Source organism: Pseudomonas marvdashtae, from assembly GCF_014268655.2.
In the GTDB taxonomy this organism is placed as follows: domain Bacteria; phylum Pseudomonadota; class Gammaproteobacteria; order Pseudomonadales; family Pseudomonadaceae; genus Aquipseudomonas; species Aquipseudomonas marvdashtae.
The window spans coordinates 61,207-76,208 of sequence record NZ_JABWQX020000008.1; the positions used below are offsets into that span (position 1 = coordinate 61,207).

Here is a 15,002-nt window from a genome sequence, read left to right on the forward strand (position 1 = left end):
GGATGTCCGGATGGCGTTTGCGACGAAAAAAAATGCTTATAATGCCCAGCGTTTTTTTTCGCTTTGTTGCAAGCACGGGTCCTTCCCTGCACCTGGCGCCTTTTTCATTCTTTGCCTGGATATCCAAAAGCCTTGATACGTCTGCTGAAATTTTTCGGATGGTCCATCGTCGCCGTTTTCTGCGGACTGCTGCTGGGTCTGAGCGGTGCGTTTCTTTACCTTAGTCCGGGATTGCCGTCCGTGGAGGCGCTGAGAAGTATTCAGTTGCAGATTCCTTTGCGGGTGTACAGCAGCGACAACAAGTTGATCGCCGAATTTGGCGAAATGCGCCGCACGCCGATCCGTTTCGCCGACATTCCCCCCAATTTCATCAATGCGTTACTAAGTGCTGAGGACGACAACTTCGCCAATCACTATGGTGTCGATCCAGGCAGCCTGATGCGCGCAGCCAGCCAATTGATCAAGAGTGGTCATATCCAGTCGGGCGGCAGCACCATCACCATGCAGGTGGCCAAGAACTTCTTCTTGACCAGCGAGCGCAGCTTTTCGCGCAAGACCACCGAGATTCTCCTGGCCCTGCAAATCGAGCGGCAGCTGACCAAGGACGAAATCCTCGAGCTGTACGTGAACAAGATTTACCTGGGCAACCGCGCCTACGGCATCGAGGCGGCGGCGCAGGTGTATTACGGAAAATCGATTCGCGACGTCAGCCTGGCGCAGATGGCGATGATCGCCGGCCTGCCCAAGGCACCGTCGCGTTTCAACCCCCTGGCCAACCCGACACGAAGCAAAGAGCGCCGCGACTGGATCCTGGGGCGCATGTACAAGCTCGGGAAAATCAGCGAAGCCGACTACACCGCCGCGATCAACGAGCCGTTGAACGCCAGCTATCACGTGCCGACCCCTGAAGTGAATGCCCCGTACATCGCCGAAATGGCCCGGGCCGAGATGGTCGGGCGCTATGGCAGCGACGCCTACACCGAAGGTTTTCGCGTGACCACCACGATACCGAGCAATCTGCAGGAAATGGCCAATACGGCGCTGCATGAAGGCCTGATGACTTACGACCAGCGCCACGGCTACCGGGGTCCTGAATCGCGCCTGCCGGGCAAGACCAAGGAAGCCTGGGCCCTTGAACTGACCAAGCAACGCACCATCAGCAGCCTGGAACCGGCCATCGTCACGCAAGTGGACAAGGACGGCATCAAGGTGCTGACGCGCAATGGGGAATCGGAAGAGCACGTGGCCTGGGACACCATGAAATGGGCCCGCCAGTTCCTCAATACCAACAGCATGGGGGCCAATCCTCGCCAGCCCGCGGACGTTGCCCAGGTCGGCGATCTGATCCGGGTGCAGCGCCAGCCGGACAACTCCCTTAAATTCAGCCAGATCCCCGCCGCCCAAGGCGCGCTGGTGTCGCTGGATCCGCAGAACGGCGCCATCCGCTCCCTGGTGGGTGGCTTTGCCTTCGAGCAGAGCAACTACAACCGTGCGTTGCAGGCCAAGCGTCAACCAGGCTCGAGTTTCAAGCCGTTTGTCTACAGCGCCGCACTGGATAACGGCTACACCGCCGCCAGCCTGGTCAACGACGCGCCAATCGTGTTTGTCGACGAGTATCTGGACAAGGTATGGCGTCCGAAGAACGACACCAACACTTTCCTCGGGCCGATTCGCCTGCGCGAAGCCCTGTACAAATCACGTAACCTGGTATCGATCCGCCTGTTGCAGGCGCTGGGCGTGGACCGCACCATCGACTACATCAGCAAGTTCGGCTTCAACAAGCAGGACCTGCCACGCAACCTGTCCCTGGCCCTCGGCACCGCAACCCTGACCCCGATGGAAATCGCCACCGGCTGGAGCACGTTCGCCAACGGCGGCTACAAGATCACCCCATACATCATCGACAAAATCGAAAGCCGCAATGGCGACACCCTGTTTGTCGCCAACCCGCCACGGGTGCCCTCCGGCGAAGAGGCCAGCGAGGGTGTCGCGGCGCCGTCCACCGAGACGTTCACGGTCAACCCGGTGGCAGGCGAAGCCACCACCGCCCCCGCCGTCCCCCAAGCGCCAGCCATCGCCGAACGCATTGTTGACGGCCGCACCACCTACATCCTCAACAGCATGCTGCAGGACGTCATCAAGCTCGGCACCGGTCGCCGCGCCCTGGCGCTGGGTCGTACCGACCTGGCAGGCAAGACCGGTACCACAAACGAATCCAAGGACGCCTGGTTCTCCGGCTACAACGCCGATTACGTCACCACCGTCTGGACCGGTTTCGACCAGCCCGAGAGCCTGGGTCGCCGCGAGTTTGGCGGCACCGTGGCGCTGCCGATCTGGATGACCTACATGGGCGCCGCCCTCAAGGACAAACCGCCCCACACCCAACCGGAGCCGGAAGGCATCCTCAGCCTGCGGGTCGACCCGGTCAGCGGCCGTGCCGCTACGCCAGGCACTCCGGGGGCGTACTTCGAGCTGTTCAAGAGCGAAGACACGCCGCCGTCGGCCAACGAGCTGGGCAACGGTGTAGCACCAGGCAGCCCGCTGCCGGCGGATGAAGCGGCACCGATCGATTTGTTCTGACCGGCCCACTCCAAAAATGCCTCGCCTTCGGAAGAAGTGCGGGGCTTTTTTTCAATCGGACATTGTGTAGATAACCTGTGGCGAGGGAGCTTGCTCCCGCTCGGTTGCGCAGCGACCGCCTCTTTTGGGGCTGCTGCGCAGCCCAGCGGGAGCAAGCTCCCTCGCCACGGGTTCTGTGGTTTTCTCGAAGGGTTATTCCTATCCCAATAAAAAGCCCCGACTCACAGGAGCCGGGGCTTTTCGTTGAAGCGTTACAACGGCTTAACCGTTAAACACGTCATCCACGCTCTTGAGCGGGTAGTTCTTCGGATACGGCAGGGTCGCCACGCCGGTCTCGATCGCGGCCTTGGCCACGGCGTCGGAGATCAGGGTGATCAGGCGGGCGTCCATTGGTTTCGGAATGATGTACTCACGACCGAACTCCAGCTTGATGCCGCCGTAGGCGTCGCACACTTCCTGAGGCACCGGCAGCTTGGCCAGTTCGCGCAAGGCGTTGGCGGCTGCGACTTTCATCTCTTCGTTGATGCGCTTGGCGCGAACGTCCAGGGCACCACGGAAGATGAAGGGGAAGCCCAGGACGTTGTTGACCTGGTTCGGGTAGTCCGAACGGCCGGTGGCCATGATTACATCATTGCGGGTCGCGTGAGCCAGCTCCGGGGAGATTTCCGGGTCCGGGTTCGAGCAGGCGAACACGATCGGATTCGGCGCCATGCGCAGCAGGTTTTCCGGGCTCAGCAGGTTAGGACCCGACAGGCCAACAAAAACGTCGGCACCTTCCAGCGCGTCCGCCAGGGAGCGCTTGTCGGTCGCGTGGGCAAACACGGCCTTATACTGGTTCAGGTCGTCACGGCCGGAGTGGATCACGCCTGTACGGTCGACCATGAAGATGTTTTCGATCTTGGCACCCATGCTCACCAGCAATTTCATGCAGGAGATGGCCGCAGCGCCGGCGCCCAGGCAGACAATCTTGGCTTCCGGCAGGGTCTTGCCAGCGATTTCCAGGGCGTTGATCATGCCGGCCGCGGTGACGATTGCGGTACCGTGCTGGTCGTCGTGGAAAACCGGAATGTCGCACTGTTCGATCAGGGCGCGCTCGATCTCAAAGCACTCTGGTGCCTTGATGTCTTCCAGGTTGATACCACCGAAGGTGATGGAGATACGCTTGACGGTGTCGATGAAGGCTTGTGGGCTTTCGGAGTCGACTTCGATGTCGAACACGTCGATGCCAGCAAAGCGCTTGAACAGCACGCCCTTGCCTTCCATCACAGGCTTGGAGGCCAATGGGCCGAGGTTGCCCAGGCCAAGAATCGCGGTGCCATCGGAAATGACTGCAACCAGGTTGCCCTTGCCGGTGTATTTGTAGGCCAGTTCAGGGTCGCGAGCGATTTCGCGTACTGGTTCGGCTACGCCGGGGCTGTAGGCCAGCGACAGGTCGCGGGCAGTAGCGGTGGCCTTGGTGAGCTCGACACTCAGCTTTCCTGGACGAGGATTAGCGTGATATTCGAGAGCGGCAGTTTTCAGATCAGACATGTGGGCATTCCGCTTTTTACTGTGTTGGACAGACGGACCGCCGAGGATACGCGCCTCGCAAAGTCCCTACAAGACTGACCAGTCACTGCTGTCAAGCGCCCTGCCCTACGACTTTGGGCCAAGAGCTACGAAACACAAGGGATTGATGCATACAATCCAAGGCAAAAATGTCCACAATTATTTTTCTCAGCGTAACGCCCGCAGCATCGCAGGATCAGTCAACGGCAGCATCCATCGCGCCTGCCCAGGCTTGGCCGCGCCACGTCGGGCGCGATCAACGACCCAACCGCGCGCCTCGATTTTCCGACCTTCCAGACGCTTGAGCTTCGAGGCATCGAAGTTTCGCTGCATGCCTGGGGCGATGTGCAGGACAACCGATCCCTCCAATTGAATCCAGATACCGCCGCGATTGCGCTGCACACTGGCTACACGCCCACTGGTGAGTACGAAACCAGGTGCGCTGACCCGCTCCGCTCGCACCACCGGGGACTGCTTCCACAGGCCCAGCCCGGCTTGCCGTGCCTGGCGCTCCGCCGCCTGCTGGCACTCGACCAGATCGACGTTCGGCGCAACCGCAACCAGGAAACCCAATCCCTCGGCAATCAACTGTTCTTCCAGGTTCCGGCCCTGACGATCATAGACGTGGGCCAGCGTGCGCCCGTAGTCGTCCCGGTCGTCCTTGCCGGGCAACACCCTGACACGACCAGCACTGGCAGCCACCAAGGCCTCGAGTCGCTGGCGCGCCGCCACGGCGTACGGCTCATCGGCACGTCCGCGCTTGCCCAGCTCCGGGCTGTTGAGGCCAATCATACGGATACGACGGCCATCCTCAAGGTACAAGGTGTCGCCGTCCACCACGCGCTGCACCTGCACCTCAGGCACACTGGCCTGCAAGGGACAAGACGCCTGGGCACCGCAGAGCCAAATTGCAGACACAAAAAAGGCGCCCGCAAGGGACGCCTTTTTCATCAGTCTGGACCAGTCGAGACGACCATCCAAAATGATCAGCCTCAGGCTTTTGGAGTAACTTTGCCGAAAGCACCGAAACGATCCGCAAACCTCTGAACGCGGCCGCCGGTATCCAGAGTTTTTTGCTTACCGGTGTAGAACGGGTGGCATTCGTTGCAAACGTCGATCGACAGGGCTTTGCCGTAGGTCGAACGCGTTTCGAACTTGTTGCCGCAGCTGCAGGTTACAGCAATGGCTGGGTAGTCCGGATGGATATCGGTTTTCATGGTGTTTTCCTCAGGCTAGCGTGCCGCCACCCAACACTATTGTTGAATACCGCACGTAATTAGGCCGCGGATTCTACCAGACAACATTAATCACGCAAGCTACAACTTGTACCAACCGTCTGCTAGGCTCCCGGCCTTCTTCGCCGCTGCCTAATCGAGAATCCACCGCGTGCCCGACGCCATCCTGCGCCTCGCCCTGCCATCGCCTCTGCGCCGCTTGTTCGATTACCGTGCCCCGGCCGGGGTGACGCGCGCCCAGTTGCAACCGGGCATGCGCCTGCGGGTGCCATTCGGCCGGCGGGAGATGATCGGCATCCTGGTGGAAGTCACCGATCGCAGCGAAGTGCCGGTCGACAAGCTCAAGCCGGCGTTGGCCTTGCTTGATGCTACGCCGCCGCTGCCCGCGTCGTTGTTCAAGCTGTGCCTGTGGACCTCCCAGTACTATCAGCACAGCCTGGGCGACACCCTGAGCTGGGCCCTGCCGGTGCTGTTGCGCCAGGGCGAACCGGCCGAAGCGCGCCAGGAGCGATTCTGGTCGGCAGCGCCCGGTGCCGCGCTGGACGATCCGCGTATTGCCCGCGCGCCGCGCCAGCGCGAGGCCCTGGCGACGCTGGCCCAGCATCCCCACGGCGTGGCGCATCAGCTACTGAGCAAGTTGATGCTCAGTAAAGACAGTCTCGACCTGTTGTTGGCCAAAGGCCTGGTCCAGGTGGAAGTGCGCAAGCACGCCCCGGGCGCGCGTCATGAACATTGGCTGGCCCAGCCGGAACTGCCGCTCAACGCCGAACAGCGGGCCGCGTGCGAAGCGATTCGCGCGGGTTTCGATAGTTACCATGCTTTCCTGTTGGCGGGCGTGACCGGCAGCGGCAAGACCGAGGTCTACCTGCAACTGATTCGCGAGACCCTCGAAGCCGGCAAGCAAGCCCTGGTGCTGATCCCGGAAATCAACCTCGGGCCACAAACCCTGGCGCGCTTCGAGCAGCGGTTCAACGCACGGATCGCGCTGGTGCACTCGGCGGTCAACGACCGCGAGCGCCTGGAAGCCTGGCTCGCCGCCCGGGATGGCGAGGCCGACATCATTATCGGCACCCGCTCGGCCCTGTTCACACCGATGAAAAACCCTGGCCTGATCATCATCGACGAAGAGCACGACGGCTCCTATAAACAGCAGGAAGGCCTGCGCTACCACGCCCGCGACCTGGCACTGGTGCGCGCCCGCCAAGAGAACATCCCGATTGTCCTCGGTTCGGCCACGCCCTCCCTGGAAAGCCTGCACAACGCCTACACCGGTCGCTACGGCCTGCTACGCCTGAACGAACGGGCCGGCGGCGCCAAGCAACCGCGCTTCCTGCGCCTGGACGTCAAGAGTCGTCCGCTGGACAGCGGCATTTCCGGACCGATGCAACAAGCCATCGGCCAGACCCTGGCCGCCGGGCAACAGGTCCTGGTGTTCCTCAACCGTCGGGGGTTCGCCCCGACCCTGCTCTGCCACGACTGCGGCTGGATGTCCGGTTGTGAACGCTGCGACGCGCGAATGACCGTGCATCAACGCTACGGCGAATTGCGCTGCCACCATTGCGGGCACGCCGAGCGCGTGCCGAGGCACTGTCCGCAGTGCGGGAAAGTGGATCTGCGCCCGGTGGGCGCCGGCACCGAGCGCGCCGAGGAACGGCTGGGCATCCTCTTCCCCGATTTCCCGGTGCTGCGGGTGGATCGCGACAGCACCTCGCGCAAAGACGCGATGAATCAGTTGTTCGCCACGATCCAGAAGGGCCAGCCATGCATTCTGGTGGGCACGCAGATGCTCGCCAAGGGGCATCACTTCCCCCGGGTGACGCTGGTGTCGATCCTCGATGCCGACGGCGGGCTGTTTTCCGGGGACTTCCGTGCCAGCGAACGCATGGCGCAGTTGATCGTCCAGGTGGCGGGCCGTGCCGGACGAGCCGAGGAACCGGGCAAGGTCATTATCCAGACCCACCTGGCGGACCATCCGCTGCTGATCCAACTGACCGAGCAGGGTTATTTTGCCTTCGCCGAACAGGCGTTGAGCGAACGCCGCAGCGCCGGCCTGCCGCCCTTTGCCCACCTGGCGCTGTTGCGGGCCGAAGCCCACAAGCCGGGGCAGGCCGAAGGTTTCCTTGACGAGGCCTGCAGCGAGGCGGAGCGTTTGCTGGCGGAGCAGAGCCTCACCGGCATCGAACTCTTGGGCCCGGTCCCGGCTCCGATGGAGCGGCGGGCCGGGCGTTATCGCGCCCAGCTTCTGTTGCAAGCCAATGCCCGGGCGCCGCTGCATCGACTGTTGAGTGCCTGGTTGCTGGTGCTGGAGCAACTGCCCAGCGGGCGGGCAGTGCGCTGGTCGCTGGATGTGGACCCGGTGGATTTGTATTAGATGGCAATCGTCCGCGCGCGATGAAGCCAGAATAGTCATCACATGGACCCAACCGACCCGCTACAGTTGGCAAGCTCGTCCGCGCCACGGATAATGCCCAGTTTTTCCACCAGCGCATCGAAGCGCCGCCGCGCCTGCGGTTGAAAGAGAAGACCATGAAAGACACCATCCGCCAGCTCATTCAGCAAGCCATCACCCAACTCGTCACTGAAGGTGTGCTGCCAGAAGGCCTGTCGCCGGCAATTCAGGTCGAAAACACCCGCGACAAGACCCACGGCGACTTCGCCAGCAACATCGCGATGATGCTGGCCAAACCGGCCGGCATGAAGCCGCGGGACCTGGCGGAGAAAATCATCGCGGCCCTGCCGGCCGACGAGAACGTCAGCAAGGCGGATATCGCCGGCCCCGGTTTCATCAATTTTTTCCAGAACACCCAGGCCCTGGCTTCGCGCCTGGACGCGGCCCTGGCCGACGAGCGCCTCGGCGTGCGCAAGGCCGGCCCGTTGCAGCGCACCGTGGTTGACCTTTCGGCTCCCAACCTCGCCAAGGAGATGCACGTCGGCCACCTGCGCTCGACCATCATCGGCGACGGCGTGGCCCGGGTCCTGGAGTTCCTCGGCGATACCGTGATTCGCCAGAACCACGTTGGCGACTGGGGCACCCAGTTCGGCATGCTGATGGCCTATTTGCAGGAAAATCCGATCACCAGCGACGAGCTGTCGGACCTGGAGAATTTCTACCGCGCCGCCAAGCAACGCTTCGACGAATCCCCCGAGTTTGCCGACCGCGCCCGTGGCCTGGTGGTCAAGCTGCAGGCCGGCGATGCCGAGTGCCTGGCGCTGTGGACCAAGTTCAAGGACATCTCGCTGTCCCACTGCCAGAAAATCTACGAGCTGCTGAACGTCAAATTGACCATGGCCGACGTGATGGGCGAAAGCGCCTACAACGATGATCTGATCAACGTGGTCAACGATCTCAGGGCCAAGGGCATGCTGGTGGAAAGCAACGGCGCCCAGTGCGTGTTCCTCGACCAGTTCAAGACCGCCGATGGCGAGCCGCTGCCAGTGATCATCGTCAAGGCCGACGGCGGTTACCTCTACGCCACCACCGACCTGGCGGCCGTGCGCTACCGCAACGGTGTGCTCAAGGCCGATCGCGTGCTGTACTTCGTCGACCAGCGCCAGGCCCTGCACTTCCAGCAGGTGTTCGAAGTGGCGCGCCTGGCCGGCTTCGTGACCCATCCGATGGAGATGGAGCACATGGGCTTCGGCACCATGAACGGCGCCGACGGCCGTCCGTTCAAGACCCGCGACGGCGGCACGGTGAAGCTGATCGACCTGCTGACCGAAGCCCAGGACCGCGCCTACACCCTGGTCAAGGGAAAGAACCCGGAGCTGGCCGAGGACGAGCTGCGCAAGATCGCCAAGGTCGTCGGCATCGACGCGGTGAAATACGCTGACCTGTCCAAGCACCGCACCAGCGACTACAGCTTCAACTTCGACCTGATGCTCAATTTCGAAGGCAACACCGCGCCGTACCTGCTGTACGCCTACACCCGCGTGGCGGGCGTGTTCCGCAAGCTCGGCAAAGGCTTCGACGAAGTGGACGGCCAGATTGTGCTCGAAGCCCCGCAGGAGCAGGAGCTGGCGGCGAAACTGGCGCAGTTCGGCGAAGTGCTGAATAACGTCGCCGACAAGGGCACGCCGCACACTCTGTGCGCCTACCTGTACGACGTTGCCGGCCTGTTCTCCAGCTTCTACGAGAACTGCCCGATCCTGAATGCCGAAACTCCCACGCAGATGCAAAGCCGCCTGCGCCTCGCCGCGCTGACCGGGCGCACGCTCAAGCAAGGCCTGGAACTGCTGGGCCTGGAAACCCTGGAGCGCATGTAAGTTGGCCGCCAAGAAAAAACCTGCACCCAAGCGCGGCGCCAGTCGTTACCAGCCTCCAGCCAAACAGCCGATTCCGGGCTGGCTGTGGATGGCCATCGGCCTGACCGTTGGCGCTTTCATAGTGTTCCTGATGAAACTGGAGCCGGGCCAGGGCGATGACGTCAAGCGCGTCCGCCAGGAACAACAGAAAGCCACGCGCATCGCCGAGGCGAACAAGACCCCGCCGAGCCCGACGCAACCGGTGAAGCCGAAATACGACTTCTATACCTTGCTGCCGGAATCGGAAGTCATCGTGCCGCCAGACGCCGTGCCGGAGAAAACCCTGCCGACGCCGCAAGTGCCCACCACGCCGGTGACCCCGGCTGAAGCGGCGAAGATCGACACCGCCCGTGCCCAGGCGGCGCTGGCCGGCATCACGCCGCCACCGGCCCCTCCCGTGCAAAAGGCTGCGCCGGTGACGAAGTTCTTCCTGCAGGCCGGCTCGTTCCGCAAGGAAGCCGACGCCGACAAGGTCCGGGCGCAGATCATTTTGCTGGGCCAATCCGTGTCGGTGGAGTCCGGGACCGTGAAGGACGAAACCTGGTACCGGGTCTTGGTGGGGCCGTTCAGCAATCGCGAAGAATTGACCAAGGCGCAGAAACAACTGGCCGGCAGTGGGTTTAGCAACCTGCTGTTACAACAACGCCAGAGCCGCTGATCCAAACGACACCCCCCCTTGTGGCGAGGGGATTTAGCGAAACGTCGCACCGCCCCGCTGGGGCGCGAAGCGGCCCTAAAACCTGCCGCCTCGGTGTGTCAGGGCCGAATACATCAAGCTTTTTGGGGCTGCTACGCAGCCCAGCGGGGATAAATCCCCTCGCCACAGGATCGCGGAACAATCACAGCGCACCACTCGTCCCCTCCCCCACCCCGCAGTTGAAAAACCCCACGCCACCCCCATATGAGTTTCATCCGGGCATTTTCGCCCCGCTGCGTGGAGACTCTTCCCTTGACCACCATCGTTTCAGTCCGCCGTCACGGCAAAGTCGTCATGGGCGGCGACGGCCAGGTTTCATTGGGCAACACCGTGATGAAAGGCAACGCGAAGAAAGTCCGCCGCCTGTACCACGGCCAGGTCATCGCCGGTTTCGCCGGAGCCACCGCCGACGCCTTCACCTTGTTCGAACGTTTCGAAGGCCAACTTGAGAAACACCAGGGCCACCTGGTACGCGCCGCCGTCGAGTTAGCCAAGGAATGGCGCACCGACCGCTCCCTGAGCCGCCTCGAAGCCATGCTCGCGGTCGCCAACAAAGACGCCTCGCTGATCATCACCGGTAACGGCGACGTGGTTGAGCCCGAAGACGGCCTGATCGCCATGGGTTCCGGCGGCGCCTACGCCCAGGCTGCCGCCAGCGCGCTGTTGAAAAAGACCGACCTGTCGGCCCGCGAAATCGTCGAGACTGCCTTGGGCATTGCCGGCGACATCTGCGTGTTCACCAACCACACCCAAACCATTGAGGAGCAGGACCTCGCGGAATAAGCCCGTCCAGGCCCGAATTCCTGCTTGAGGACCCCAATATTATGTCCATGACTCCCCGCGAAATCGTCCACGAACTCAATCGCCACATCATCGGCCAGGACGATGCCAAGCGCGCCGTCGCCATCGCCCTGCGCAACCGCTGGCGCCGGATGCAGCTACCCGAAGAGCTGCGCGTCGAAGTGACCCCCAAGAACATCCTGATGATTGGCCCGACCGGCGTCGGTAAAACCGAGATCGCCCGTCGCCTGGCCAAGCTTGCCAATGCGCCGTTCATCAAGGTCGAAGCCACTAAGTTCACCGAAGTGGGCTACGTCGGGCGCGACGTCGAGTCGATCATTCGTGACTTGGCCGATGCCGCCATCAAGCTGCTGCGCGAGCAGGAAATCACCAAGGTCCGCCATCGCGCCGAAGACGCCGCCGAAGAGCGCATCCTCGACGCGCTGCTGCCGCCGGCGCGCATGGGCTTCAACGCCGACTCCGCCGCGACCCAGGACTCCAACACCCGCCAGCTGTTCCGCAAGCGCCTGCGCGAAGGCCAGCTGGACGATAAGGAAATCGAGATCGAAGTGGCCGAGATGGCTGGCGTCGACATTTCCGCGCCGCCGGGCATGGAAGAAATGACCAATCAGCTGCAGAATCTGTTCGCCAACATGGGCAAGGGCAAGAAGAAAAGCCGCAAGCTCAAGGTCAAGGAAGCGCTGAAGCTGGTGCGTGACGAAGAGGCGGGTCGCCTGGTCAACGAAGAAGAATTGAAGGCCAAGGCGCTGGAAGCGGTGGAGCAGCACGGCATCGTATTCATCGACGAAATCGACAAGGTCGCCAAGCGCGGCAATGTCGGGGGCGCCGACGTGTCCCGTGAAGGTGTGCAACGCGACCTGCTGCCGCTGATCGAAGGCTGCACGGTCAACACCAAGCTGGGCATGGTCAAGACCGACCACATCCTGTTCATTGCCTCCGGTGCGTTTCACCTGAGCAAGCCGAGCGACCTGGTGCCCGAGCTGCAAGGCCGTTTGCCGATCCGTGTCGAACTCAAGGCGCTGTCGCCAGAAGATTTCGAACGCATCCTCAGCGAACCCCACGCGTCGCTGACCGAGCAGTATTGCGCGCTGCTCAAGACCGAAGGCCTGAACATCGAGTTCGCGCCCGAGGGCATCAAGCGCTTGGCGCAGATCGCCTGGCAGGTCAACGAGAAGACCGAGAACATCGGTGCCCGTCGCCTGCACACGCTGCTTGAGCGCCTGCTCGAGGAAGTCTCGTTCAGTGCCGGCGACCTGGCTAGCGCCCACAATGAGGCGCCGATCATCATCGACGCCGAATACGTCAACAGCCACCTGGGCGAACTGGCTGAGAACGAAGATCTGTCGCGGTATATCCTGTAAGCCACATAAGCGGGCTTCTGTGACGAGGGGGATTTATCCCCTCGCCACAAGCTTCAAGAGAGCGACGCCTCATGACCAAATTCCCCACCGCCATCAACCTGCACAAAGCCTCCAAGACCCTGACGCTGAAATACGCGCCGGACGAGGAGTACCACTTGCCCGCGGAATTCCTGCGGGTGCATTCGCCTTCCGCCGAGGTCCAGGGCCACGGCAAACCCATCTTGCAATACGGCAAGCTCGGCGTCGGCCTGACCAAGGTTGAACCGGCCGGTCAGTACGCACTGAAATTGACCTTCGACGACGGCCACGACAGCGGATTGTTCACGTGGGACTACCTGTACCAATTGGCGCTGCGCCAAGAGGACCTGTGGAACGATTATCTCGCCGAGCTCAAGGCCGCCGGAAAAACCCGCGATCCGAACGAATCCGTGGTCAAGCTGATGCTCTAGCTCAAGGGCTGGCGCATTAGGGCGAATTTTCTAGACTCATCTGCTTGAATGCCCGCGCGGCAGCGTCAATGACTGGCCTGCTTGCGAAAAAAATTAAACTCGGGTAACCAATGGAGCTGGCAAGTTCCCTGCAAAGGAACCGGCGAGTTCCTGGCACACGTTTCCTCATTGCCCTCGATGCGGAATTAATGGTCACCCCGAGCAGCGTACCTGGTATTGGCCTTGCGGCTTCACGGCACGATCCCGGTACTCGTCTGAAGGACAATGGAGCGTCGTAGATGAGCAACAAGAACAACGATGAGTTGAAGTACCAAGCCTCGGAAAATACCCTGGGCTTGAATCCCGTCGTCGGCTTGCGCAGGAAAGACCTGCTGGCCTCTGCCCGGATGGTGCTGACCCAGACCATCAAACAACCGCTGCACAGCGTCAAGCACGTTGCCCATTTCGGCGCTGAGCTCAGGAAAGTCCTGTTTGGCAAATCCGAGTTGCAGCCCGCCGGTGACGATCGTCGTTTCAACGACCCGGCGTGGAGCCAGAACCCGCTTTACAGACGTTACCTGCAAATCTACCTGGCGTGGCGCAAGGAGCTGCATGCCTGGATAGACGACAGCAGCCTCTCGCCCCAAGACATCAGTCGAGGGCACTTCGTCATCAACTTGATGACCGAAGCCATGGCCCCGACCAATTCGGCGGCCAACCCGGCGGCGGTCAAGCGTTTCTTCGAAACCGGTGGCAAGAGCCTGCTCGATGGCCTTTCCCACCTGGCCAAGGACCTGGTGCACAACGGCGGCATGCCAAGCCAGGTCGATATGGGCGCGTTCGAAGTCGGCAAGAGCCTGGGCGTGACGGAAGGCGCCGTGGTCTTTCGCAATGACGTGCTGGAGCTTATCCAATACCGCCCCATCACCGAGCAGGTCCACGAACGACCGCTGCTGGTGGTCCCGCCGCAGATCAACAAGTTTTATGTCTTCGACCTGAGCCCGGACAAGAGCCTGGCGCGCTTCTGCCTGCGCAGCAACGTGCAGACCTTCATCGTTAGCTGGCGCAACCCCACCAAGGCGCAGCGCGAGTGGGGCCTGTCGACCTACATCGAGGCGCTCAAGGAAGCGGTGGATGTGGTCACGGCCATCACCGGCAGCAAAGACGTCAACATGCTGGGCGCCTGCTCAGGCGGCATCACCTGCACCGCGCTGCTTGGCCACTACGCCGCGCTGGGCGAGAAAAAGGTCAATGCCCTGACCTTGCTGGTAAGCGTGCTGGACACCACCCTGGACACCGACGTGGCGCTGTTCGTCGACGAGCAGACCCTGGAAGCCGCCAAGCGCCACTCGTATCAGGCCGGCGTGCTCGAAGGTCGCGACATGGCCAAGGTCTTTGCCTGGATGCGCCCCAACGACTTGATCTGGAACTACTGGGTCAACAATTACCTGCTGGGCAACGAGCCGCCGGTCTTCGACATCCTGTTCTGGAACAACGACACCACCAGGCTTCCAGCGGCGTTTCACGGTGACCTCATCGAGATGTTCAAGAACAACCCGCTGATCCGCCCCAACGCACTGGAAGTGTGCGGCACGCCAATCGACCTCAAGCAGGTCACTGCGGACATCTTTTCCCTGGCCGGTACCAACGACCACATCACCCCATGGAAGTCCTGCTACAAGTCGGCGCAACTGTTCGGCGGCAAGGTTGAATTCGTGCTGTCGAGCAGCGGTCATATCCAGAGCATCCTCAACCCGCCGGGCAATCCCAAGTCGCGCTACATGACCAGCGAAGACATGCCCGCCAAGGCCGAGGACTGGATGGAAAACTCCACCAAGCACACCGACTCCTGGTGGCTGCACTGGCAGGCGTGGCAGGCCGAGCGCTCGGGCAAGCTGAAAAAAGCACCGACCGCATTGGGCAACAAGACTTACGTGGCGGGTGAAGCGGCGCCCGGTACGTATGTACATGAAAGATAGCTGCAAGTTGCAAGCTTCAAGCGCCAAGCTGTCCTCGTGCAGCTTGAAGCTTGAAGCTTGAAGCTGCTTTT

General features: G+C 61.9%; 11 protein-coding genes. 8 read left to right on the top strand and 3 right to left on the bottom strand.

All coding sequences use genetic code 11. From position 1 onward, the window contains the following. Positions 1 to 135: 135 nt before the first annotated feature. Entirely contained in the window at positions 136 to 2,580 is a 2,445-nt protein-coding gene (locus tag HU742_RS26000) for a penicillin-binding protein 1A (protein ID WP_437179915.1), read from the top strand. Between the two features lie 261 nt (positions 2,581 to 2,841). Here HU742_RS26000 and HU742_RS26005 read toward each other — a convergent pair whose 3' ends face one another. From HU742_RS26005 to rpmE, 3 genes are all read right to left on the bottom strand, one after another. Beyond that, entirely contained in the window at positions 2,842 to 4,110 is a 1,269-nt protein-coding gene (locus tag HU742_RS26005; protein WP_186639645.1) for a malic enzyme-like NAD(P)-binding protein, read from the bottom strand. A 186-nt stretch (positions 4,111 to 4,296) separates the two neighbouring features. Then, positions 4,297 to 5,079, bottom strand: coding sequence for a thermonuclease family protein (locus HU742_RS26010; RefSeq protein WP_186639643.1), 783 nt, complete (start codon positions 5,077 to 5,079; stop codon positions 4,297 to 4,299). Between the two features lie 41 nt (positions 5,080 to 5,120). Continuing rightward, a complete protein-coding gene (gene rpmE, locus HU742_RS26015) occupies positions 5,121 to 5,345 on the bottom strand; it encodes a 50S ribosomal protein L31 (RefSeq protein WP_186639641.1) in 225 nt (74 codons plus the stop codon). A 169-nt stretch (positions 5,346 to 5,514) separates the two neighbouring features. Here rpmE and HU742_RS26020 point away from each other — a divergent pair, with 169 nt between their 5' ends. From HU742_RS26020 to phaC, 7 genes are all read left to right on the top strand, one after another. Beyond that, on the top strand, positions 5,515 to 7,734 hold the full coding sequence (locus HU742_RS26020) for a primosomal protein N' (RefSeq protein WP_186644370.1): 2,220 nt from the start codon (positions 5,515 to 5,517) through the stop codon (positions 7,732 to 7,734). A gap of 155 nt (positions 7,735 to 7,889) precedes the next feature. Then, positions 7,890 to 9,626: an arginine--tRNA ligase gene (gene argS, locus HU742_RS26025; RefSeq protein ID WP_186639637.1), complete on the top strand. Its 1,737-nt coding sequence runs from the start codon at positions 7,890 to 7,892 to the stop codon at positions 9,624 to 9,626. Position 9,627: 1 nt separating this feature from the next. Beyond that, entirely contained in the window at positions 9,628 to 10,323 is a 696-nt protein-coding gene (locus HU742_RS26030; RefSeq protein ID WP_186639635.1) for an SPOR domain-containing protein, read from the top strand. Positions 10,324 to 10,614: 291 nt separating this feature from the next. After that, positions 10,615 to 11,145 (top strand): ATP-dependent protease subunit HslV, encoded by a 531-nt coding sequence (hslV, locus tag HU742_RS26035; RefSeq protein WP_003186641.1) that lies wholly within the window; start codon positions 10,615 to 10,617, stop codon positions 11,143 to 11,145. Between the two features lie 41 nt (positions 11,146 to 11,186). After that, positions 11,187 to 12,524: an ATP-dependent protease ATPase subunit HslU gene (gene hslU, locus HU742_RS26040; protein ID WP_186639633.1), complete on the top strand. Its 1,338-nt coding sequence runs from the start codon at positions 11,187 to 11,189 to the stop codon at positions 12,522 to 12,524. A 71-nt stretch (positions 12,525 to 12,595) separates the two neighbouring features. Continuing rightward, entirely contained in the window at positions 12,596 to 12,973 is a 378-nt protein-coding gene (locus tag HU742_RS26045; protein ID WP_186615679.1) for a gamma-butyrobetaine hydroxylase family protein, read from the top strand. 278 nt (positions 12,974 to 13,251) lie between these two features. Beyond that, on the top strand, positions 13,252 to 14,931 hold the full coding sequence (gene phaC, locus HU742_RS26050; protein WP_186644368.1) for a class II poly(R)-hydroxyalkanoic acid synthase: 1,680 nt from the start codon (positions 13,252 to 13,254) through the stop codon (positions 14,929 to 14,931). Positions 14,932 to 15,002 lie beyond the last annotated feature (71 nt).